Consider the following 22,148-nt stretch of genomic DNA (forward strand, 5'->3'; position numbering starts at 1 on the left):
CGGCGCGGGGGTGGGGGAGGTGCGTTCCCGAACCGGTGGCCGGCCTGGTCGACCGGATGGAATGTGCCGGGCACTGTTGTCCGGCTGCGTCTGCCGAACGGTGCGGGGTCTCGGATGGGCAGGTGGTTACGAGGTGTGGTGCCGGCCTGGATCGATTGGCCAAGCGCGTCGGCAATTGTTGCCCGGTCGTGCGTGCCGAACGGTCCCCAGCCTCGGCTGAGGGCCCGGTTGTGAGGTGTGGTGTCGGCGTGGGTTGGTTGGTGGGACGCGTCGAGGACTGGAGTCCGGTCGTGCCTGCCGGACGGTCTCCGGTGCCGGTCGGGCGGGTGGTTGCGAGGTGTGGTGCCGGTTTGGACCGTCTGGTCGAGCGCGCCGGGAACGGTCCGCCGGCGGCGACGTTCCGGCGAATCCTTGGCGCGGCCAGGGTCGCGCGGCGAAACGCCTGCGTCGCGGGCACAGCGTGCCGACGTGGCGCGGGCGTATTTCCGTGTGGTGCCAAGGGTTCCGGGGTCTCCATGAGGTTCGAGGTCACAGCCGCACCACGCCGTTCGGGTGCCAGCACGTGAGGGGGCGCAGGCCGGCCGGGGTGAGTTCGGCCGCGAGGGTCACCGGGTGTTCGGCGGCGAGGGCCAGCAGGGGCCATGGGTCGACGCCCGGGAGCAGGGGCAGGGCGGCACCGTCCACATCGGACAGGGCCCAGCCGCCGTCGTGGCGGGCGGGGGTGAGGTCGGACAGGAGCACGGGCCAGCGGTCGAGCCACGGGTCCACGGCGAGGGCCTCGGCGAAGGCTGCCAGGGCCTCTGCGACGGTGTCGCCGCGGGGGACCGGGGTGAGGACGGCCTCGGTGCGGTCGGCGACCAGCGCGCGCAGTGGCAGCGCGCCCGGGTGGAAGGCGAGTTCGCCGGGGACGACGTAGCCGGGCGGCAGGGAGCTGTCCAACGGGCGACCGGGCGGGGCGAAGGACAGGACCAACGCGACGCGCCCCGAGTGGCGGCCGCGCAGCCAGGTGCGGCGGGTGCGGAGGTTGTCCTGTTCGTCGTCGACCGCTCCGGTCACGAGCCACTGGTCGGCGACGCGTTCGCCCGACTCCAGCACCTGCGCGGTGCCCGCCGAGAACCCCAGGCGCGTGCGCACGGTTTCGGCCAGGGGCGCGGGCAGCTCGTCCAAGCGAAGCGCGGCGCCGGCCAGCACGTAGAGCAGCGACAGCTCGGCCAGCAGGTCACCCGGCCAGTCGCGGCCGCGCCCGACGAGCCCGGCCGCGCGTCGCAGACCGCCGGCCAGGCCCGGGGCCTGGGCGTCGATCATTCGCGCGGCGACCGTGCGCAGCTGCTCAGCACCCCCGCCTGAGAAACCACCGCCCTCGAACGCACTGCCCTCGAAGCTCGCGAAACCGGCACCGACGCGGTCGGTCAGCCAGCCGCGCAGCTCGGCCGCGCCCGCCGTGACACGCGCGAGCCGCTCCTGTGCGCGTTTCGCCGCGGCTTCCAGGTCCTTCGGCGCCTCCGGCTTGCGTTCCGCGCGCGACGCCCGCGCCTCGCGCTCCGCGAGCCACGTGGAGACGTCGGGCTCCTCAGCCGCCGAAGGCACGTGCTCCGCCGACCACAACAGCAACAACCCCAGCGCGTGCTTGCACGGGAACTTCCGCGACGGGCACGTGCACTTGAACGCCGGCCCCGCCAGCTCGACCACCGTGCGGTACGGCTTCGCGCCACTGCCCTTGCACGAACCCCACACCGCCCGCGCCGAAGCGCCGGCGCCCGACCATTTCGCCGGCACCGCGAGCCCGCGCCCGACCTTGGCCGACGCCGGGTCCGGCGCGAGCCCGGCGACCTGCTCGGGACTCCAGCGCGTTGCCACCTGTTCGGCCACGTTTCCCTTGCCGCTCCGTGTTTCCGACCCCGTGAGGGGCTGACCGGAGAAGCATCTCATCCGCCACCGACAGATTCCGACACCTGCCCGGTGCCGATGAAAAAACGCCGGACCGCACCATGGCGATCCGGCGTTTCAGCGTGCCAAGGCGGCAGAAAGGGTCAGGACTTGACCGCGCCCCGCCAGCGCACGGTCGGGCGCATGCGCTCGTCGTTCACGCGGTGCTTGTTCGAACCGACGATGTCGAACAGCGACTCGATCAGCGTGTCGGACAACAGGTGCGGCTGCAGGCCGAGCTCGACGAGCCCCGTGTGCTTCACGTTGTAGTAGTGCTCGGCCTGCTCCACCCGCGGGTTGTCCAGGTTCTCGATCTGGACCGGGCCGGGGAAGGTGGTCGCCACGATCTCCGCGATCTGGGCGACCGAGTAGCTCTCGGTCATCTGGTTGAACACGCGGAATTCCCCGCGGTCGGCCGGGTTCTCCACGGCGAGCCGGATGCACTCGACGGTGTCGCGGATGTCGAGCAGGCCGCGGGTCTGCCCGCCCTTGCCGTAGACGGTCAGCGGCTGGCCCAGCACCGCCTGGATCACGAAGCGGTTCAGCACGGTGCCGAACACCGCGTCGTAGTCGAACCGGGTCGCCAGGCGCGGGTCGAGCGCGGTCTGCGGCGTCTGCTGGCCGTACACGACACCCTGGTTGAGGTCGGTGGCGCGCAGGTCCCAGATGCGGCACGCGAACTCGATGTTGTGGGAGTCGTGCACCTTCGACAGGTGGTAGAAGGAGCCCGGCTTCTTCGGGTAGAGCATGCGGTCCTTGCGGCCGTTGTGCTCGACCTCGAGCCAGCCCTCTTCGATGTCGATGTTGGGCGTGCCGTACTCACCCATCGTGCCGAGCTTCACCAGGTGGATGTCCGGGTTGATCTCGGCGATCGCGTAGAGCAGGTTCAGGTTGCCGACGACGTTGTTCTGTTGCGTGTAGACGGCGTGCTCGCGGTCGATCATCGAGTATGGCGCGGACCGCTGCTCGGCGAAGTGGACGATCGAGTCGGGAGCGAAGTCGCGCACGGCCGAATAGGTGAACTCGGCATCGCAGAGGTCGCCCTCGAACAGAGCGATCTTCTTGCCCGACACCTCCTCCCACGCCGCGATGCGCGTGGGCAGGTCTTCGATGGGGACGAGACTCTCGGCTTCGAGCTCCACGTCGTACTTGCGGCGGGCGTAATTGTCCAGAACAGCCACTTCGTGGCCTTTGTCCGACAAGTGCAATGCCGTGGGCCAGCCGAGGTAGCCGTCACCGCCGAGAACCAGCACTCGCATTGAAGAGCCTTTCCGTATCGTTTACGCGACAAGCACGCTGATTCCTCTTTGTACATGACGCCTTGAACACGTCCGAACCTATCGACCAGGTGCTGATGATCACCTGGCAGGCAGCTGTGAATCTACTGTGCGTCGGGGGGCCGGACGGCAGGCCGATCGGCCCGAGGGGAGACTGGGGGACATGACGACGGTAACCAACCCGGTGGAGCCTCGCACGACGGACGATTCACCCCGGCCCCGGCGTCGCCTCGCCGGCAGGTTCTTCCGCGCGGCCACCAGTTCGGTCGCGGCGACCTTGCTCAGCCAGGCGGCGTTGCTCGCGGTCCTCGCCATCGGCGGTGCTCCGTGGCTGGCCAGCGCGTTCGCGTTTGCCGCGGGTGCGGTCCTGAACTTCTTCCTCACCCGCCGCTGGGTCTGGGGCCGGCGCGGCAAGCCGGAGGTCGGGCGTGAGCTGCTGCTCTACATCGTCGTCATCTCGATCGGCGGGCTCGCCTCCGTGGGGCTCACCACGCTCACCGGTCACCTGCTCGCGCCGCTGAACCTGCCGCACGCCTGGTGGGTCATTTTCATCGACGGTGCGTACGTGTTCAGTTACGCTCTGGTTTTCGTGGTGAAGTTCACGATGCTCGACCGCTTCGTGTTCGCCCGCGGCGCAGCACGTACCCCCGCCACCACGTCCCCGTCATGACCCGCGCGTAGTTCGCGCCGTACACGACGCTGCCGCCCTTCTTGCTCTTGCCCGCCTTGCGCAGCCGCATGCTCATGGGCCGTTCGAGCACCCGGGCGCCGCGCGCGGTGACTCCCAGCAACAGTTCCGAAGACTGGTACTGCGGCTCGTTGAGCGGAACCGCGCACGCGAGCTCCGCGCGCATCGACCGGAAACCGAACGACGTGTCGGTGATCTTCCGCCAGGTCAGCGCCGAAGCCAGCCACGCGAACACGCGCACGCCGAGCCAGCGCATGCGGCTGTCGGCCTCTTCGTGGCCCAGCCGCCGCGATCCCGTGACGAAGTCGGCGGTGTCGTCGAGCAGTGGTGCGACCAGTTCCGCCATTTCGGTGTTGTCGTACTGGCCGTCGCCGTCGGTCGTCACGACGTAGTGCGCGCCGCGTTCGGTCGCGAGGTGGTAACCGAGGCGCAAAGCCGCGCCCTGGCCCCGGTTCGTCGGCGCGACGCACACGTACGCGCCGTGGTCCTGCGCGATGGCGGCCGTGTTGTCGCCGCCGCCGTCGACGACCACGAGCACGTCGACCGGCAGGCCGAGGCACTCGTCGGGCATCTTCTCGAGCACCTGGCCGATTCCGCCGGCCTCGTTGTAAGCGGCGATCACCACGGTCAGCTCAGACAGCTTCGCGCCCGGGTGCCGGTCGTCGAAGTCCTTGACCGCGCCCACGTCCACGGCGTCCGGGTACGCGGCGAGACGCCGCCGGCTCGCGGCCGTGAGGGTGGTGAAGCCGAGCGCGCCCGCGACGGGCAGCAGCACGAGCGCCGGGATCTGGTAACGCCACGAGAATTCGAAGACCGCCGAAGCGAAAAGCAGGAACAACCCGGTGCCGGCGGCGAAAAGCGCACCGCTGCGCGCCTTGTCCCGCGGTTTCTTGCGGCGCAGCAAGGTGAGCAGACCAAGCAGCGCGAAGAACCCGAGCACCGCGCCGGGCACGAACCCGCCGTTGAGCTGGTAATCGCGCAGGAACGTGGCGATCGGCTCGTTCACGCTCGGGTCCACGCCGTCGTACTGCTGGGTGTAGAAAGCGGTGACCGGGGGATCGGACCAGTACGGGTAGGTCTGCTGGAACTGCCAGCGGTCCACCGGCACGTCATTGATCGCGGTCGCGCGCGTGAACCGGAAGCTCTTGGAGAAGTCGCTGAGGATCGCCTTCGCGACGTCCCACCACTGCGCCTTGAGCACCTGCACCGAGAAGTCGTGCGCCAGCGCCGTCTTGTCCGCCCCGGGCGGCAGCGGGCCGGGCCACGCGGGGTCGAGGTCGGCGTGCGTGTAGTTGTCGACGAGCCGCGTGGAGACGTCCTCGGTCGGGCAGAACACCCGCAGCGTCGGGTCGATGTCGAGCTTCGCGCAGTCCGCGACGGCGGCCGTGCGCCCGTAGAGCATGCTGCCGGACGGACCGCTCAGGCCCCACTTCCCGGTCTGCGCCTTGACTTCCGCCGCGTACGGCACGAGCACCACGAGGATCGCGAGCAGCCCGACGCCGGCGTTGCGCCAGCCGCGCCACGACCGCCACGCGCTGTCCGCGCTCAGCACGTACAGCAGGAACGGCGCGGCGAGCACGACACCGATCAGCCGCACCACCACGGCGAAGCCGATGACCAGACCCGCCAGCGCGATCCGCCGCCAGTTCGGCTTCCCCTTCGCGAGCAGCAGCCACAGCAGACCCAGCAGCAGCGCCTCGAAGGCGACCTCGGACATGATGTTCTGCTCGATCTGCAACTGATAGGCGTCCAGCAGCAGCGGCGCCGTCGCCAGCGCGCCGACCCAGCGGCGCGCGCCCAGGCGCAGCGCGAGCCGGTAAATCCCCACCGCGATCGCCAGACCGCCCAGGTGCTGCAGCGCCGCTACGAACGACAGCCCGCCGATCGCGAGCAACGGCCGCAGCACCAGGTCGTAGCCGATCGGGTTGAGCTGGTCGGCCCGCAGTGCGTGCAGGTTGTCGAGGTAGCGGAAGGTGTCGATGTAGACGATCGCCGGCCGGTACGCGACCCAGGTCAGCACCCGCAGCGTCGTGCCGAGGACGAGCAGGACGAGCAGGAAGGCGTGGCGGCGGAGGAACAGGCTCACGGGGTCGCTTTCAGGTCCAGTTCCGCGAAGTACTTCCAAGCGGTGGCGAGGCCGTCGGCGAGCGAGATCGCCGGGGCGAAGCCGATGGTCTGAGCGCTGGCGGACACGTCGACGACGACCGCGGGCATCTCGCCCTTGGGCGCGGCCACGTGCTCCACGGGCAGCTCGGCGCCCGTCACGTCGCGCACGGTCTGCACCATCTCCAGCACCGACACGGAGTGGCCGGCGCCGACGATGGCCCGGCCGCTGTACCCGCTTTCCAGCGCCAGTGCGATGGCGCGCACCACGTCGTCCACGTGCACGAGGTCGCGGCGCTGCTCGCCCGTGCCGTACACGCGCACGCCCTCGCCCGCCATCGCGGCGCGCATCATGCGCGGCACGAAGCTGTCCTTGTGGGACATGCCGGGGCCGTAGACGTTGGTGAACCGCAAGGCGCACGTCGTCATGCCGTACGCGCCGGAGTAGCCCGACAGCAGCATCTCGCACGCGGCTTTCGTGGCGCCGTACGGAGTGAGGGGCCGCGTGGGCAGGTCGACGGTGATGGTCGACGTGCCGACGTCGCCGATCACGGCGTTGGTGGAGGCGAGCACGAAGGTCTGCACCCCGCGTTCGCGGGCGAGCTCCAGCAGCCCGTGGGTCACGGCGACGTTCTCGGTGAACGTGTCGTCGGGCAGCTCCACCGACTTCAGCACCGACGTGAGGGCCGCGAGGTGGACGATGGCGCCCGTACCCGCGGTGACGGCGGCTTCGCGGGTTTCCGCGTCGCGCAGATTGCCGGTGACCACGCGCACGCCCTCGTCTTCGGTGACGTACGGGACCCGGTCCACGACGGTGACGGGGTAGCCGCGATCACGCAGTTCGCGCACGGCCGCGCGGCCGATGAAGCCGCTGCCACCGGTGACGACGACGGGTGTCCTTTCAGGACCGTTCTCCAGCACCATGGCGCACAACCTACCTCCGCAGCCTGTGAGCCAGGACAGCGGACGAGCGCGGCCGGGCCGATCGGTCCCGGATGTCCGGTAGGTCCGCCCGCGCCCGGCGCCCGTGTGTGGCCACCCCCAGTGACCACACACGGGCGCCCGTCTCGTTTTCGCGACATCCCTTGCGTCGGAGTGTAGCGTTGACGTGACGGTTGATGTCAAGTTTTCGTGACAGCTATGCTTCACGTCGTCACGAGCGGAGGACGGTTGGGGGACTGATGACCGGGACGCCGGACACGGGGGACGCAGGGGCCACGGCGAGCGGTCCCGACGAGGAGACCAGCTTCGCCGACCGGCTCGCGCACTTGATCTCGACGGTGCACCCGCCGGACCGCAAGCCCTACTCCTACCGGGAGATAGCGCAGGGGGTCGCCGAGCTCACCGGGGTGAGCATGTCGGCCACCCACGTGCAGCAGCTCGCGGTCGGGGCGCGGCGCGACCCGAAGCGCTCGCACATCCAGGCGCTGGCGCGCTTCTTCGGCGTGCCCGTCACCTACTTCTTCGACGACGACGTGGCCGAGCGCGTCGACGGGCAGATCGCCGACGTCGTCGCGTGGCGCGACACCGGCGCCCGCGACCTCGCGCAGCGCGCGATGCGGCTCTCCGAACGCGACCGCGACACCGTGTCGGCGCTGGTGGACCAGCTGAACAGCTACGACGCCGGGCGCGAGCGCACCCGCCGCGGGCGCAAACCCGAGTAGCTATGCTGATCACCGCCGGGGCGCCGCGGTGCACCCGGCTGGTCCAGCCGCCGAGCGCACCGGGAGGGGTCATCGACCCGAGCCTGAGAGCGCGCGCCCGCACCCGAGTGCACGAGCTGCTGCGCGACGTGCCGCCGCCGCGCCCGTGGTCGATGAACGCGTGGGTCGACGAGCTGGAACGCCACCGTGGCCGCGAGATCGACCTGGTGGCCGTGGAGTACGAGCCGGGCCGGCCTTCGGGCGCCTGGCAGCGGCGCGCGGACTACGACCTCATCGCCTACACCGCCGGCACTTCGCCGTTGCACCAGGACCACATCATCGCCCACGAGCTCGCGCACCTGCTTTGCGAGCACCGCGGGTCCTGCGTGATGTCCGACGCCGAGGCCGTGGCGCTGGCGCCCGACCTCAGTGCCCACACGCTGTCGCACCTGCTCACGCGCGTGACGACCGACGTCGACGAGCACGAGGCCGAGCTCATCGCCGTGCTGCTGATGAGTGCGGCGACGGCGGAGCGCGAACCGCTGAAGCCCGGTGCGTCCGGGCGCTCCGCCGATCGCGCGCGGCGGCTCGCGTCGCTGCTCGGGTAGCGGCCGGATGATCGACGCGCTGTTCTTCGGGGTCGGGCTCGTCGCCGTGGCCGTGGGCATCTGGCGCGCCGTGCGGGCGCGGCGCACCGGTGCGGGTGCCGGGCTGGCCACGAGCCTGATCGCGCTCGGTCTCGCGCTGATCCTCCTGGCCGACAGCGCGCAGGCGATCGAAAGCCGGATGTACCCGAGCCTCGGGCGGCTGCTGTCGAACCTCGCGACGATGGTGGCCGCGTACGGCATCGAGGTCACCGTCGCCGAGATCGGCGGGGTGGCGGAGAAACGGCGCCGGAGCCGGCTCGCCGCGCTCGTGGTCGCGCTGGTCATGCTGGTGGTCTCGTTCTTCTCGACCCGTGGCCTGCCCGTGGGCATCGGCCTGTTCGACGAGCTGTACCGGACCAATCCGACGCTGGTCGCCTACATCGTGGTCTACACGCTCTACCTCGGGTTCGCGGTGCTGGACATCGCGATCGTGTCGGCGGGGGCGGTCCGCGCGGGCGCCGGCGCGTTGCGGGCCGGCCTCGGGCTGATGCTCGTGGCGTGCGCGTTCGCGCTGGCCTACCTCGCGGGCAAGATCGTGGACCTCGTCGCCGACGTGACCGCCGAGCACCCGGTCGCCGTGGTCTGCCGCGGCGCGTTCTCGACGGTCGACTGCGCGCTGGCCGTGGGCTTCCCGGCGATCTCGGTGCTGCTGATCGTGATCGGCCTGACCGTGCCCGCGATCCCCTCGGCCGGGCGCGCGGTGCGCGACGCGCGGACGCGGGCCGAGCTGCGCCCGCTGCGCGAGCACCTCGCCGAGCGGTTCCCCGACGTCGTGCGCCTCGGCCGCGCGGGCGCGACCGGGCGCGAGCGGCTGCTGACGGTGCTCAGCGAGATCAACGACGGCCTGCTGCTCGCCGGGATCCCGCCGTCGGCTCCGCCCGAGGCGGCAGCCGACCTGTTGCAGCGGGGTGGCGGCGACGCGGTGGCGGGGCCGGCCGGCGACGTCGAGGGTGACACCGCGCTCGCGGCCGACGTCGCTCGGCTGCGGGCTATCGCGCGGGCGTTGCGAGAGCAGCGGTCAGCCGGAGCTGCCAGCCCTGTTCGGTGAGCACGACCAGGTGCAGCGCCTCGGCGCGAGCGGTCAGCGGCAGGAGCTGCTCCACGAGCTTCGTCACCTCGGTGTTCTGCTCGTCGCTGCCGCCCATCGCGACCGTGAGGTGGGCCGGCGGGTGCGCGCCGAAGCGGCCGCCGTATGGCTGCACGCCGGGCCAGCGGTCGCACGCGGCGTCGGCGAGCGGCTGCAGCGCCGGGGCCGCCGCGGCGACGAACCCGGGAGCGACCACGAGGTCACCCAGCGCGACGTCGACCGCTTCGTGGGCCGCGGCCAGCGCGGTCACGGCGGCGTCGACCTCGTCCGTGAGCTCGGTGGCGGGCAGGAACGGGTAGAGCGCCGTGACGTGCGGGGGCAGTCCGGGCCGCACGAGCGCGGGGCTGACCGCGACGGCGGCCTCGAACAGGCCGGCCGCGGCGGGGAGCTCGACGACGAGGGCACTGGTTCCGGGAGCGGGCACGAGGTGATCTTCCCGTACCCGCACCGTATCGGGGAATTGAGGCTCACCTACCTTCTCGGGGGTACCCGAATGGGAACCCTAAGTCTTTCCCAAGTTTTCCGCTGCATTGTGCACCTGGCCCTACACTCGGTGAATGAAGATCGTCCTATGGACCGCATTATGCGGATTGTGTGCCCTCGCCGGCCACGTGCTCCTGGGCGTCGTGGCGGTTTCCCTGCTCCTGGCCTGTGTTCCCGCGCGGCGGGAAGTCGGCCGGGGAGCCGAAGAAAGAGAATTGATCACCACTTGCGGCTGATATTCCCCGGGTCGCCGCGCAATTGCAATTCAGTGGTAATAACCGGCCACCGGCAGGCGGGCTTCGTCGAACAACGCGGGCCCCTGCAGTTCGAAACTCGCGGCGGGCGCGGGGGGTTTGAGGGTGGCCAGCTGCTGCGTGGACAGCGCGAAGACCACGCGGCCGAGTCCCGACCGTTCGATGGCGCCCGTGCACATCCCGCACGGCTGGCAGCTCGTGTACATCGTCGTCAGCGCGGCCGTCTCGGGGCTGAGCTCGCGCGCGGCCCAGCGCGCGAGCTTCAGCTCGGGGTGCGCGGTGATGTCCCGGTCGGTGAGCGACGTGTTCCACTCCTCGACGAGCACCTTGCCGCCGGCGCCGGCGAGCAGCGACCCGAACGGCGGGTTCCCGCTGGCCCGCGCCGTGGCGGCGAGCTCGATCGCACGGCGGAGCAGGGCCTCGGTCATCGTGGTCCCCTTTCGAGGGAGTGCTGCTTCCAGGCGTCCGCGATGGCCGCGAGCGTCCGCCAGGCCGCCGAGGGCCGCCTGGTCTCTTCAGGGTCGCCCGAGAACGGGTCGAACACCACGTCTTCGGCGCCGAGACGCCGAAGTTCCTCCAGATCGCCCACGATCTGCTCCAGCGTGCCCTCACCCGCGAGCCGGTCGGCGGGCGGGGCGTCGGTGAGCCGCAGGACGATCCGTGGCGCGAAGCCCGGCACGGGTCTGCCCTCGGCCTCGGCGAGGCCCCGCAGCCGGCCGAGCGCGTCGCGCACCCACGGCAGCCGGAAGCGCAGCGGATGCCACGCGTCGCCGAAGCGCACCGAACGGCGCAGCGCGGCGTCGCTGCCGCCGCCGATCCACAGGGGCACCCGGCCCGCGCGGTAGTCGTCCTCGTCGGCCCACGCGTCCCGGATGGTCGCCAGGTGCGCGTCGGTCAGCGCGCCGCGACGTTCGAACGGCACGCCGAGCGCCGCGTACTCCTCGCGGGCCCAGCCGACGCCCACGCCGAGCACGAACCGGCCGCCGCTGAGATCCGCCAGGTTCGCGGCCATGCGCGCGGTGAGCAGCGGGTGCCGGTAGGGGAGGATCAGCACGGTGGTGCCCAGCCGCACGTTCGCCGTCGCGCCCGCCAGCCACGACAACGTGGTGAACGGCTCGTAGAAGGGCGCGGGGTACTGCGCCGCCACGTCGGGCGTGATGGCGACGTGGTCGGACACCATCAGCAGGTCGTAGCCGAGCCCCTCGCTGGTCTGCGCCCACGCGCGCAGCACACCGGGGTCGGCGCCGGGGCCGAAGTTCGGGATGTTCACACCGAGTCGCACGGCGCCAACGCTAGCGGCGGGGAGCCCGGCCGGTGAAGGGATTCCGTCCGGCAGACCGGCCCGATGGCCGTGGATCTGCCGGTAGATTGCGGGAATGGCCGAGACTCTCGACGACACCGACTGGGCGATCCTCGCCGAGCTGCAGCAGGACGGCCGGCTCGCGCTCACCGAGCTCGGCAAACGGGTGAGCCTCAGCGCCTCGGCGGCCACCGAACGCGTGCGGCGGCTCGAGGCGCTCGGCGTGATCACCGGCTACCGCGCCGAGGTCGACCTCGGCAAGGTCGGGTTCGGCGTGCTGGCCGTGGTGCGGCTGAAGTTCCCCGGCAACCACCACGAGGCGCTGCACCAGCTGCTGGCCGAACGCGCCGAACTGCTCGAATGCCTGCGCACCACCGGCGACGACTGCTACACGCTCAAGGTCGCCGCCACGTCCATGGCACACCTCGAGCAGCTCATGGGGGAGCTGGCGCGGTTCGGCAGCACGACCACGAACGTCGTCTACAGCCAGACGCTGCCGTATCGGGGGCCGCGCAAACCTGCCTGAAGTATTCCGCCGATTTGTCGAAGCGCGCCCGGCCCCTCCGACGCATCCGTGAAGGGGCGCTCCTGGCGTCCCTCGGAGCGGAGGAGCGGACATGGGCACGGAGATCGACGTCCGGTGGGAAGGCGTGCTGGCGGGGACGCCGGAGCAGGTGTGGGACGCGTTCACGGCACGCACCGGCGGCTGGCTGTGGGAGATCGCCTACGAGCCGCGCCCCGGCGGTGCCGAGCGCGGCCTGACACCGACCGGCGGCACCGTCGTCGAGTGGGACCCGGCGCGGCGGTTCGTGACGCGCGCGGATTCGGCCGACGGGTGGTTCAACCAGCTCGACTACGACCTCGAGCCCCGCGCAGCCGGCACACTGCTGCGCTATCGGCACCGCTCGGTGCTCGGCGAGGATCACGACGTGCAGCTCGACTCGTGTCTGCACCACACGAAGTTCTACTACCACTCGCTCACCGAGTACGTCCGCCACTTCGCGGGCCGCGACGCGACGTACGTGTCGGCAGGTGCGCCGGAGTCCTCGGCCGACGGCGGGTTCGCGGCGGTGTGCGACGCGCTCGGCGTGAGCGACGCGGCCGTCGGCGACCGGGTCGTGGCCGCGGGACCGACGCCGATCGAAGGCGTCGTCGACTATCGTACCGACCGTTTCCTCGGCATCCGCACGGCCGGCGCGCTGTACCGCGTCTACGGCCGCGACGCGTGGGGCTGGCCGGTCGCCGTCGCGGCGCACGTCTTCGACGGTCCGGCGGACCCGGAAGTGGCCTGGACCACCTGGCTGGCCGAGGTTTTCCCCGCGGGAACGGACGAATAGCCCGGCCGCGGCCAGGGTCGCCGAGTGTTCACCCGCGCGTCGTTGATGGCGGCGCTCGGCCTCGCCTAGCGTCGGGCCGTCTTCGACCTATGCGGAGGAACGCATGTCCACTGGGGATCTCAGCCGGCGTAACTTGTTGCGCGTGAGTGGTGTCGTGGCGGCCGGAGCGGCGATGGGCATGTTGCCCGGCGTCGCGTTCGCGGCTCCCGCGCCGGGCACGGCGCAGCAGACCAAGACGGTCACGGGCACGCTCAAGCCCGACGTACCAGACTGGTACTACCTGCCCGTCGACGTGCCCCGCGGGGTCAAGCAGATCGATGTCGTCTACTCCTACGACCGGCCGACCGTGCCCGCCGGCGTGCGCGGGAACGCCTGTGACATCGGCATGTTCGGCCCCGAGGGCCACGACCTCGGCAACACCCGCGGCTTCCGCGGCTGGTCCGGCGGGTTCCGCGACCGCTTCTCGATCAGTGCCGCCGAGGCCACCCCCGGGTACGTCGCCGGCCCGATCAAGCAGGGCCGCTGGCACGTGATCCTCGGCCCGTACACGGTGGCGCCGCAGGGCATGAACTACCGCGTGGACATCACGCTGACGTTCGGTGCGGACGACAAGCCGTTCAAGCCGAACCCGGCGCCGGAGACGGCTCCGGCCAGCCAGCGGGGCAAGTCCTGGTACCGCGGCGACTGCCACCTGCACACCGTCCACTCCGACGGCAAGCGCACGCCGGAGCAACTCGTCGCCGACTCGCGCGCGGCGGGGCTCGACTTCATCGTCTCCACCGACCACAACACCAAGAGCTCGCAGCTGATCTGGGGTGACTACGCCACCGACGACCTGCTGATCCTCAACGGTGAAGAGGTCACCACACGCTCGGGCCACTGGCCCGCGATCGGCCTGCCCGCCGGCACCTGGATCGACTGGCGCTACCGCGCGTCCGACGCGGCGGACTTCCGGCACTTCACCGACCAGGTGCACCGCGCGGGCGGCCTGGTCACCGCGGCGCACCCGTTCGCGAACTGCTTCGGGTGCACGTACGAGTTCGCCTACGAGATCGCCGACCTCGTCGAGGTGTGGAACGGGCCGTGGACCCAGGACGACGAGGCCAGCGTCACGCACTGGGACGGCTTGCTGCGCGGCGGCCGCTGGATCCCCGCGATCGGCGACTCCGACGCGCACAACCCGGACCAGATCGTGGCCCTGCCGCACACCGTGGTGAAGGCGGACAGCCTCCGCCGCGCCGACCTGCTCGCCGGCCTCAAGGCGGGCCGGACGTGGCTGGCCGAGTCGAAGGACGTGAACCTCGAGTTCGGCGTGTCCGGCGGCGGGCGCAGCGCGGGCATCGGCGAGCGGCTCACGGCCGGCACCGGCACCGCGGTCACGGTGAGCGCGACGGTGACCGGTGCGCCGGGCACCACCGTCACGTTCCTCGACCAGCTCGGCCCCGAGCACGTCGAGACGGTGCCCGACAGTGGCAAGGCCACGGTGACTTGGACCACCTACCCGCGCTACAGCCGGTGGGTGCGTGTCGAGGTGCGGCGTCCCTCGGGCGGCCCGAACACCACCACGCCGAACGCGATGGTCGCCATGTCCAACCCGATCTTCCTGGGCGCCGCCGACGGCAAGTGACCCCGGCCCGTCCTCCTTCACCCACACACGGGCCCTACCGGTCCTCCGGGCAGAATTGTCCGAACAGGTCCGGATGTGACGGGTGGGGGAGGAACGGGTGCGCGGGTGCGGGGTCAAGGCGGCGATCGCGGCGGTCGTCGTGGTCCTCGTGGCCGTGGTCGTCGTGGTGGTGGTGCTGTCGCGGGGCAGCGACGTCGCGACACCCGGGTGCACGGTCACGTTGCCGAAGGAGCCGGGCCAGCAGGACGCGACGCAGTACACACTGCAGCCCGCCCAGATGAGCAACGCGGCGACGATCGCCGCGGTCGCCTCGAAGGAGGGGCTGCCGTCGCACGCCGTCACGGTCGCGCTGGCCACGGCGTTGCAGGAGTCGAAGCTGCGCAACCTCAGCGGCGGTGACCGCGACTCGGTCGGCCTGTTCCAGCAACGGCCGAGCCAGGGCTGGGGCACGCCGGAGCAGCTGCAGGACCCGGTCTACGCGGCCACGGCGTTCTACACGAAGCTCGCCAAGCTCTCGGGCTGGGAGTCGATGCCCATCACCCAGGCGGCGCAGGCGGTGCAGCGCTCCGCCGCACCCGACGCCTACGCGCAGTGGGAACCCGTCGCGCGCGCGGCGGCGAGCGCACTGACCGGCCAGATCCCGGCCGCGCTGACCTGCCGCAACATCACCGTCGGCCCGGCCACCGCCGACCTCGTGAAGACCGCCGACGCCGAGCTGGGCACCGCCCGCCTCAGCGGCGCCCACCCGGTCGCGCAGGGCTGGGCGATCAGCACCTGGCTGGTCGCCCGCGCCGCCACGGTGGGCGTCGACAAGGTCACCTTCGCCGGCCAGGCCTGGACGGCCGAGTCGGGCGCGTGGACGGCCGACCCTGCCGTCGGGCAGAACCTGACGCTGCACCAGGTGCCGGCCGCCCCGCCCAGCTCGCGCTGACCGTCCACTTCGGACTCCGATTCAGTCCGCGAATGGAACTGGGGCAGGCGTCTGTGCAATAGACTCTCCGCATGGTTACGAGCGGCCGCGAGATGAAGAACAGAACTGAATCCGATAACGCCCGTCGAACATTTCTGCATCCCCCGCCACGTAAGCTGAATGTGTTTCATATTGTAAGATTGATGGACGCCTTACTAGTGGCTGTTTCTGTTGTTATCCCTGTCATTGCTCGCGTGACCGAGGATCGTAGTGTCATCTTCTGCTTGAGCTTGACGGTATTCTTCGTTCCGCTGTCGCCGGTGGTGGCAAGACACGTCGTGGCGCTGGCGTTCTTCGGCAAGAGCGCGAAGTATGGCGAGTTCATGTCGGCCGCGATCAAGGTCTACTATCCACTGGTATTCGGCAGTATTGGAGTGATGCTCAGTCAATTGATCGTTCCCGGGCAGTTCAAGGGATCAGATTCGCTTCTCGTGCTCATCATTGTCCTGGTTCTTGCGAAAATCGACAGTGTCCACGAGGTGATCCGCTGTTTCCGTCGGTTGGCGGGAAAGCGGAACATAATTAATTCGAGAAGTGCGCGAATCAAGGTGGGTCGTCGACGGCGACGATCTTGCACACCAACTCGACGGAAGCGGGTAGCTGGAAGTGGTTTGGCACGTTCCGGAGGGGTAGGCGGAAAGGTCTCGCCGATGGACGACCTGCCGTGATGGAGTCGTCGGGCTGCTGGGTGTCGTCGTCGAAGTAGGCGCTCTGCGACACGACCGGTGAGGCTAGGAGCTGAAGCGCGCTCCAGGTCAAGTTCGCGTCGCGAGCGACGGCTCCGGCGCGCTTTCGGGCACGTGGTCCGTGCGCCGCCGGCCGGCGATGGCGAGGCCGGCCACGGACGTGGCGACGCAGGTGCCGAGGATCAGCAGCCAGCCGCGCTGGAAGGCCGCGAGGTCCTGTGCGCCGGCGTAGATCGCGACGAGCACGGCGGTGCCGAGGACCGTGCCGACCTGGCGGCTGGTGTTGATCATCGACGACCCCGCGCCCCAGCGGGTGGCGGGCAGGACCGTGGCGACGATGCCGGAGACGCTCGGCATGGTCAGGCCCACGCCGGCGCCGGTGAGCAGCTGGCCGGGCAACATGGCCGCGAGGTAGGCCGGCTCGGACCCCATCCGCAGCAGCCACACGGTCACGCCGAGCGCCATGGCCAGGCCGCCGGCCGCGATCACCGGCCCGGGGCCCGTGCGGTGCGCGACCCGGCCCGCGAGCTGCGACATCGGCACGACCACGAGCGGCCCGGGCGCCAGCGACAGGCCCGCCAGGAGGATCGAGTCGTGCCACTGCGAGGTCAGGACGAGCACGTTGCCGAACAGCATCGCGCCGAAGCCCGCCGAGAACACCGCGACCGCGAGGCAGGCCAGCCACAGCGTCGGCACGCGCAGCGCAGGCAGGTCGAGCACCGGCACGGCGTGGCGTGCCGAGCGCCACGGGACCCACGCCAGCGCCACCGTGGCGACGCCGAACGCGATCAGCACGGTCGGCGAACCCCAGCCGCGGTCGGGCGCTTCGACCAGCGCGTACGCGAGCGCCCCGACACCCGCGAGCAGGCCGAGCGCGCCGAGGAAGTCGGGGACGCCGGTGGTGCCGTCGCGCGTCTCGCGCAGCACCCGCGGGCCGAACACGAGTGTGAGCACGCCGATCGGCAGGTTCACCAGGAACACCCAGCGCCAGGAGGCTTCCACCAGCAGGCCGCCGACGGGCGGGCCGAGCGCCGCCGCCACCGCGCCGATCGATGCCCACACCCCGACCGCCATCGACCGCCGGTGCGGCGGGAACGCCGTGAGCAGCAGCGCGAGCGCCGTCGGCATCACCAGCGCCGCGCCTACCGCCTGCAGTGCCCGGAACGCCACGAGCAGCTCGATCGACGTCGCCGCGGCGCACGCGGCCGAGGCCAGGGTGAACACCGCGACGCCCAGCAGGAACAGCCGCCGGCGGCCGTAGCGGTCGGCCAGCCGGCCCGCCGGGGCGAGGAAGGCGGCGAAGAGCACGGTGTAGCCGTTGAGCACCCACGACGTCGTCGCCAGATCGGCGCCGGTGAAGGCCGTGCGGATGGCCGGGAACGCGACCGTGACGATGAACAGGTCGAGGCTCGCGAGGAACGTCGCGGCCGAGACCACGAGCAGGACCGCGCCGGGACGGACCGGGGCTGAGGGCATGAACGGGCTCCCGTCGAGCTCGGTTGGCAAAGGCAACCTAGCTGGCGGGAGCCGGTCCTCACAAGAGACTGTGCTGGTTGTTACCTGCCGACGTCAGCCGTGACGGAGTCGTAGAGCTGCTGGATGTTGCCGTCGAAGTAGGCGCTGTAGGACACATCTGGGGTGTCGCCGCCCTGTTCGTAGCCGCCGATCACGCCGATCACCGTGCCGAGCCCCGTCGCCGGGTCGGCCGCCGTGACCCACGGGCCGCCGCTGGTGCCGTCCGGGAAGCCCGGGCACTCCACGCGCTGCTGGTAGGTGTCGGACTGGGTCGTGGTGTTCGCGCAGACGACCGGGGCGTCGGCCGGGTCGGGGTAGCCGGTGAGCGTGATGGGGTTCGTGAAGCCCCGGTCGACGCCGAGCCGGTTCGCGCCCGTCAGGCTTTCCAGTGGCGCGGCGGTGCCGGGCTGGGTGACGGTGAGGAACGCGAAGTCGAGGTCCGGGTCGGCCGAGGCGGTCCAGCCCGCCGGCACGGCCGCGGCCGTCACCGTCCAGCTGCCGTAGGGAGCGACCCCGTCGTGGTAGCCGGGCTCGAACGTGAGGCCCTCGGTGCCGCCGCCGAGGCAGTGTGCGGCGGTGAGGACGAGGTCGCCGGCCGGGCTGTGCACCACGCTGGCGGAGCAGAAGTGCTTGCCCCCGGAGAACAACGCGCCGACCGCGTCGGTGGCCGCGGTCGTGGGCGCGGGTGACGGGGTCGCGGGCACGGCCGCGCTCGCGACGGTGTCGTCGCCGAGCAGCCCGCCGGAGTCCGCGACCGAGGTGGACACCGCCGCGCCGCCCGTCAGCACCAGCACCGCGGCGGCCGACACCGCCAGCGCCGCCCGGGAAACGTTGATCACCACCAGTTCAGGTGAGCACGCTTTCGGGCGCAAAGCACGCTGAGCGCCCGGATGCACAGCAACCTCACAGTGGTGTCGAACGGTGGTGCCGAACGGTTGTGCCGGCCCGGGGGATCCCGACGCCGGGATCCCCCGGCGTCGGCTCAGAAGCGCGTGACCAGCAGTGTCACGCCGGCTTCGCCGCCGCAGCCGACCATGACCGGCCCGACCCCCGAGCCGATCTGGTCGGACACCCGGGCGGTGGCCCGGTAGTGCGCCGGGTTCGGGTCGACGACGTGGATGTCGACGAGCGCCGGGTGGTCCGGCAGCCCGCCCAGCACGGCCTTCAGTCCGGTGCCGCCCCCGCAGTTCCCGGTGATCGACACTTCCTGGCCCCGTGCGGTGGCCGGGTTCGGGCTCACGTGCACGGTGGCCCGCGCGCCCTCCGGCGGCTGGTCGCCGCTGGCCGACGCGGTGGTGATCCCGATCGTGCCCGCCGTCGCCAGCGTCACGGCCACGGCTGCCACCAGCACTGCTTTCCTGCTCCCCACAGTGTTTCTCCCTCCTCAGGTGTCCACTTGGGACACGCGCCGACGGCCCCACGGCGTGGGACCCGCCGGGCAAGACGCCCGGACCGGTGACGGAGGTTCTCCGTGTGATCGGGATCACTCGAGATCGTCGAGGAATGCGGCGAGCACGGTCTCGTACGCGTCCGGGGTCTCGTCCTGCGGCGTGTGGCCGGCACCGGGGAGCACCTGGACTTCGCCGCGCCACAGCCGGGGCGAGGTGATGGTGCGCAGGTACTCGAGGTTCACCAGCTGCTCTTCGGCGCCGTGCAGGATCGCCACGGGCACGCGGGAGCCGGCGACGATCGCGCGCTCGTCGGCGTTCTCGGCGCTCTGCAGGCTGCGCCCGAGCGCCGCGCGCGCCTCGGGGTCGGTGGCGAGGATGTGCGCGACCGCCGCGTCGACCGGCAGCGGCGAGCCGAGCGCGAGCTGGGCACGGGCATACGCTGTCGCGTCCTCTCGGGACACTTCACCGGTGAAACCGGTGGCCACGGCCGGGTTGGGCAGGAACGCCGTGGCGAGGTCGGCCGGCGACGCGACCGGCGGCGTGCCGTGCACGACGATCCCGCGCACACCGGGCAGCCGTGTCGAGGCCGAGAGCGCGATGTGCCCGCCGAGGCTCCAGCCGACGAGTACGGCGTCGCCGGCGCCCGCCGCTTCGGCGAAATCCGCGACCACGCGGGCGTGCCCGGGGATCGAGTAGGTGGCCGGGTCTTTCGCGCGTGCGGACTCGCCGTGGCCGGGCAGGTCGAGCGCGAGCACGCGGAACCGCCGCCCGAAGGGGCCGTCGAGCACGCGCGCCCACGCCGCCGAGGACGAGGAGTTGCCGTGGACGAACACCACGGCGGGGCCGGAACCGGGGCTGGTGCGGTAGGCGATCCGCTGTCCGCCCGCGTCGAGGGTTTCCATGCGGCGAAACGCTAGCCGGGTGGCGCCCGGGCGGTAGCGGCCGCACGGCGGATCGTCCGGCGCTACGATGGCGTGAATCGTCGCCGGAGCCCCGCAGGGTGGTCGTTTCGTGGCAGAAGCCGGACAGACGCGGCAGCCGGGGGAGCGGCTGAGCCCGCGGGTGGCCAAGCAGGTCCGCGACCTCATCATGAGCGGCGCCGTGCGCGGCGGCGAACGGCTGCGCACCGAGCACCTCGCCGAACAGCTCGGCGTGAGCGCGACTCCGGTGCGCGAAGCGCTGATGTCCCTCACGGGCGAGGGCATGGTCGACTTCCGGCCCGGCCGCGGCTTCAGCGTCGTTCCGGTGACGCGTCAGGACGTGACCGACCTCTACGACACGCAGGCCTACCTCTCCGGTGAGCTCGCGGCGCGCGCGGCGGGGCGGCTCACCGCCGCGGACCTCGCCGGTCTGGCCGAGCTGCAGGCCGAGCTCGAACGCGCCGTGGCCGCCGGAGATCTCGACGCCACCGAACGCGCCGACTTCGAGCTGCACCGCCGTGTGAACCACGCCGCGGCCGCGCCGAAGCTCACGTGGATGCTGTCGCTGACGCTGCGGTACGTGCCGTTCACCGCCTACGCCGACATCCCCGGCTGGCCGCTCGCCGCGCGCGACGGCCACGAGCCGATTCTCACCGCGCTGCGCGAAGGGGCGACCGCGCCGGCGCGGGCCGCGATGAGCGCGCACATCCGCCTCGCCGGCGATCTGCTCGTCGACTTCCTCGCTGCGCAGGGTGTGCTGGCGGGGGAGTGACGAATCCGTACTGGGCAGGGCGCGTGAGTTTTCTATAGAATCCGCCGCGAAGGCGGTTCCCGGTCGAAGGAGACTCGGTGCAAGAGCGCAACGTGCTGTACATCGGCGGCGAGTGGGTCCCGGCGGCGGGAGCCGCCACGATCGCCGTCGAGAACCCGGCCACCGAACAGGTGCAGGCTCAGATCCCGGAAGGCTCGGCCGACGACGTCGACCGCGCGGTGCGGGCGGCGCGCGAGGCCTTCCCGGCCTGGTCGGCCACCACGCGGGCCGAGCGCGCGGAGCTGCTGCGCAAGCTCCACGAAGGACTCGCCAAGCGCGCCGAGGAGATCGGCGAGACGATCGCGCGCGACGTCGGCACGCCGCTGCGTATCGCCACTCGCATCCAGGCTGCGCTGCCGCAGACCGACGTGCGGACGTACGTGGACCTGCTCGGCGAAGACGCGCCGGAGGAGAAGGTCGGCAACTCGCTGATCGTGCGCGAGGCCGCCGGGGTCGTCGCGGCGATCACGCCGTGGAACTACCCGCTGCACCAGATCACGTGCAAGATCGCGCCCGCGCTGGCCGCGGGCTGCACCGTGGTGGTCAAGCCCAGCGAGGTCGCGCCGCTGGGCGCGTACCAGCTGTTCGACGCGATCCACGAGGCCGGTTTCCCGGCCGGCGTGGTCAACCTGGTCACCGGGTTCGGCCCGGTGGTCGGCGAAGCGCTCGCGACGCACCCGGAGGTCGACGTCGTGTCGTTCACCGGTTCCGTGCGTGCCGGCACGCGCGTGGCCGAGGTCGCCGCCCGCTCGGTCAAGCGCGTGACGCTGGAACTGGGCGGCAAGTCCGCCAACGTGATCCTCGATGACGCCGACCTGGCCACCGCCGTGAAGGTGGGCGTCTCCAACGCTTTCCTCAACGCCGGCCAGACCTGCACCGCGTGGACGCGCATGCTCGTGCCGCGCGAGAAGCACGAGGAAGCCGTTGCGCTGGCGAAGAAGTTCGCCGAGGGCTTCACCCCCGGCGACCCGCTCGACGCGAAGACGAAGCTCGGCCCGCTGGTGTCGGCCGCGCAGCGCGAGCGCGTGCGGGAGTTCATCGCCAAGGGCGTCTCCGAAGGCGCGACGCTGGTGACCGGTGGCGCCGAAACCCCCGAGGGGCTCGACACCGGCTACTTCGTGCGCCCGACCGTGTTCGCGGGCGTGGACCCGGACTCGACGATCGCGCAGGAGGAGATCTTCGGCCCCGTGCTGTCGATCATCCCGTTCGACGACGAGGAAGACGCGCTGCGGATCGCCAACAACTCGAAGTACGGCCTGCACGGCGCCGTGTGGTCGGGCGACCAGGACCGCGCGCTGGCGTTCGCGCGCCGCGTGCGCACGGGCCAGATCGACGTGAACGGCGGCGCCTACAACCCGCTGGCGCCCTTCGGCGGGTACAAGTCCTCGGGCGTCGGCCGCGAGATGGGCCGTCCCGCGCTCGACGAGTTCACCGAGATCAAGTCCATCCAGCTCTGATCCACTCAAGCGCGATGAAGGAGAAG

Annotated in this window: 22 protein-coding genes; 11 read left to right on the forward strand and 11 right to left on the reverse strand. The window is 71.4% G+C overall.

Going from position 1 to position 22,148, the window contains the following annotated elements:
• Window positions 1-528 precede the first annotated feature (528 nt).
• Both QRX50_RS27850 and QRX50_RS27855 read right to left on the reverse strand, forming a co-directional pair.
• Window positions 529-1,869 carry an SWIM zinc finger family protein gene (locus QRX50_RS27850; protein ID WP_285966106.1) on the reverse strand — a complete coding sequence of 447 codons (1,341 nt, stop codon included), beginning with the start codon at window positions 1,867-1,869 and terminating at the stop codon, window positions 529-531.
• A gap of 161 nt (window positions 1,870-2,030) precedes the next feature.
• A complete protein-coding gene (locus QRX50_RS27855) occupies window positions 2,031-3,185 on the reverse strand; it encodes an NAD-dependent epimerase/dehydratase family protein (protein WP_285966107.1) in 1,155 nt (384 codons plus the stop codon).
• A 181-nt stretch (window positions 3,186-3,366) separates the two neighbouring features.
• On the opposite strand from QRX50_RS27855, the gene QRX50_RS27860 reads away from it, so the two are divergent.
• A complete protein-coding gene (locus QRX50_RS27860) occupies window positions 3,367-3,873 on the forward strand; it encodes a GtrA family protein (RefSeq protein ID WP_285966108.1) in 507 nt (168 codons plus the stop codon).
• Here QRX50_RS27860 and QRX50_RS27865 read toward each other — a convergent pair.
• The gene (locus QRX50_RS27865; RefSeq protein ID WP_285966109.1) at window positions 3,803-5,977 is read right to left on the reverse strand and encodes a glycosyltransferase family 2 protein; all 2,175 of its coding nucleotides are present in this window, start codon (window positions 5,975-5,977) and stop codon (window positions 3,803-3,805) included. The two genes, QRX50_RS27860 and QRX50_RS27865, sit on opposite strands and share 71 nt — an antisense overlap.
• Complete coding sequence (locus QRX50_RS27870) at window positions 5,974-6,918, reverse strand: NAD-dependent epimerase/dehydratase family protein (protein WP_285966110.1); 945 nt, start codon at window positions 6,916-6,918, stop codon at window positions 5,974-5,976. Before QRX50_RS27870 ends, QRX50_RS27865 begins: the two co-directional genes overlap by 4 nt.
• Before the next feature lie 257 nt (window positions 6,919-7,175).
• Here QRX50_RS27870 and QRX50_RS27875 point away from each other — a divergent pair, with 257 nt between their 5' ends.
• The 3 genes from QRX50_RS27875 to QRX50_RS27885 are packed head-to-tail and all read left to right on the forward strand — an operon-like array spanning window position 7,176 to window position 9,332.
• Window positions 7,176-7,658 (forward strand): helix-turn-helix domain-containing protein, encoded by a 483-nt coding sequence (locus QRX50_RS27875; protein ID WP_285966111.1) that lies wholly within the window; start codon window positions 7,176-7,178, stop codon window positions 7,656-7,658.
• Between the two features lie 2 nt (window positions 7,659-7,660).
• Complete coding sequence (locus tag QRX50_RS27880; RefSeq protein WP_285966112.1) at window positions 7,661-8,245, forward strand: hypothetical protein; 585 nt, start codon at window positions 7,661-7,663, stop codon at window positions 8,243-8,245.
• 7 nt (window positions 8,246-8,252) lie between these two features.
• Window positions 8,253-9,332 (forward strand): hypothetical protein, encoded by a 1,080-nt coding sequence (locus tag QRX50_RS27885; RefSeq protein WP_285966113.1) that lies wholly within the window; start codon window positions 8,253-8,255, stop codon window positions 9,330-9,332.
• Here the strand turns inward: QRX50_RS27885 and QRX50_RS27890 are convergent.
• The 3 genes from QRX50_RS27890 to QRX50_RS27900 all read right to left on the reverse strand — a co-directional run bounded on the left by QRX50_RS27890 (window position 9,274) and on the right by QRX50_RS27900 (window position 11,390).
• Window positions 9,274-9,795, reverse strand: a complete 522-nt coding sequence (locus QRX50_RS27890) for a 2'-5' RNA ligase family protein (RefSeq protein ID WP_285966114.1) — start codon at window positions 9,793-9,795, stop codon at window positions 9,274-9,276. The genes QRX50_RS27885 and QRX50_RS27890 overlap by 59 nt on opposite strands.
• A gap of 324 nt (window positions 9,796-10,119) precedes the next feature.
• A complete protein-coding gene (locus QRX50_RS27895) occupies window positions 10,120-10,536 on the reverse strand; it encodes a nucleoside deaminase (RefSeq protein ID WP_285966115.1) in 417 nt (138 codons plus the stop codon).
• The gene (locus QRX50_RS27900; protein WP_285966116.1) at window positions 10,533-11,390 is read right to left on the reverse strand and encodes an LLM class flavin-dependent oxidoreductase; all 858 of its coding nucleotides are present in this window, start codon (window positions 11,388-11,390) and stop codon (window positions 10,533-10,535) included. Before QRX50_RS27900 ends, QRX50_RS27895 begins: the two co-directional genes overlap by 4 nt.
• 94 nt (window positions 11,391-11,484) lie before the next feature.
• Between QRX50_RS27900 and QRX50_RS27905 the strand changes: the two genes are divergently transcribed.
• From QRX50_RS27905 to QRX50_RS27925, 5 genes are all read left to right on the forward strand, one after another.
• Window positions 11,485-11,934 (forward strand): Lrp/AsnC family transcriptional regulator, encoded by a 450-nt coding sequence (locus QRX50_RS27905; RefSeq protein ID WP_285966117.1) that lies wholly within the window; start codon window positions 11,485-11,487, stop codon window positions 11,932-11,934.
• Between the two features lie 91 nt (window positions 11,935-12,025).
• On the forward strand, window positions 12,026-12,745 hold the full coding sequence (locus tag QRX50_RS27910) for an SRPBCC family protein (protein ID WP_285966118.1): 720 nt from the start codon (window positions 12,026-12,028) through the stop codon (window positions 12,743-12,745).
• A 142-nt stretch (window positions 12,746-12,887) separates the two neighbouring features.
• Window positions 12,888-14,372 carry a CehA/McbA family metallohydrolase gene (locus tag QRX50_RS27915; RefSeq protein ID WP_285966119.1) on the forward strand — a complete coding sequence of 495 codons (1,485 nt, stop codon included), beginning with the start codon at window positions 12,888-12,890 and terminating at the stop codon, window positions 14,370-14,372.
• A gap of 82 nt (window positions 14,373-14,454) precedes the next feature.
• Window positions 14,455-15,303, forward strand: a complete 849-nt coding sequence (locus QRX50_RS27920; RefSeq protein ID WP_285966120.1) for a hypothetical protein — start codon at window positions 14,455-14,457, stop codon at window positions 15,301-15,303.
• 71 nt (window positions 15,304-15,374) lie between these two features.
• On the forward strand, window positions 15,375-16,010 hold the full coding sequence (locus QRX50_RS27925; protein ID WP_285966121.1) for a hypothetical protein: 636 nt from the start codon (window positions 15,375-15,377) through the stop codon (window positions 16,008-16,010).
• Between the two features lie 87 nt (window positions 16,011-16,097).
• On the opposite strand, the gene QRX50_RS27930 is transcribed toward QRX50_RS27925, so the two are convergent.
• The 4 genes from QRX50_RS27930 to QRX50_RS27945 all read right to left on the reverse strand — a co-directional run bounded on the left by QRX50_RS27930 (window position 16,098) and on the right by QRX50_RS27945 (window position 19,836).
• Window positions 16,098-17,504, reverse strand: coding sequence for an MFS transporter (locus tag QRX50_RS27930; RefSeq protein ID WP_285966122.1), 1,407 nt, complete (start codon window positions 17,502-17,504; stop codon window positions 16,098-16,100).
• A gap of 80 nt (window positions 17,505-17,584) precedes the next feature.
• Window positions 17,585-18,388 (reverse strand): trypsin-like serine peptidase, encoded by an 804-nt coding sequence (locus tag QRX50_RS27935; RefSeq protein ID WP_285974583.1) that lies wholly within the window; start codon window positions 18,386-18,388, stop codon window positions 17,585-17,587.
• Window positions 18,389-18,525: 137 nt separating this feature from the next.
• Window positions 18,526-18,912, reverse strand: coding sequence for a hypothetical protein (locus QRX50_RS27940; protein WP_285966123.1), 387 nt, complete (start codon window positions 18,910-18,912; stop codon window positions 18,526-18,528).
• 114 nt (window positions 18,913-19,026) lie between these two features.
• Entirely contained in the window at window positions 19,027-19,836 is an 810-nt protein-coding gene (locus QRX50_RS27945; protein WP_285966124.1) for an alpha/beta fold hydrolase, read from the reverse strand.
• Window positions 19,837-19,945: 109 nt separating this feature from the next.
• Here QRX50_RS27945 and QRX50_RS27950 point away from each other — a divergent pair, with 109 nt between their 5' ends.
• Both QRX50_RS27950 and QRX50_RS27955 read left to right on the forward strand, forming a co-directional pair.
• Complete coding sequence (locus tag QRX50_RS27950; RefSeq protein WP_285966125.1) at window positions 19,946-20,626, forward strand: GntR family transcriptional regulator; 681 nt, start codon at window positions 19,946-19,948, stop codon at window positions 20,624-20,626.
• A gap of 77 nt (window positions 20,627-20,703) precedes the next feature.
• A complete protein-coding gene (locus QRX50_RS27955) occupies window positions 20,704-22,122 on the forward strand; it encodes an aldehyde dehydrogenase family protein (protein WP_285966126.1) in 1,419 nt (472 codons plus the stop codon).
• Window positions 22,123-22,148 lie beyond the last annotated feature (26 nt).

Origin of the sequence: Amycolatopsis sp. 2-15 (assembly GCF_030285625.1) — a bacterium.
Taxonomy (GTDB): Bacteria; Actinomycetota; Actinomycetes; order Mycobacteriales; family Pseudonocardiaceae; genus Amycolatopsis; species Amycolatopsis carbonis.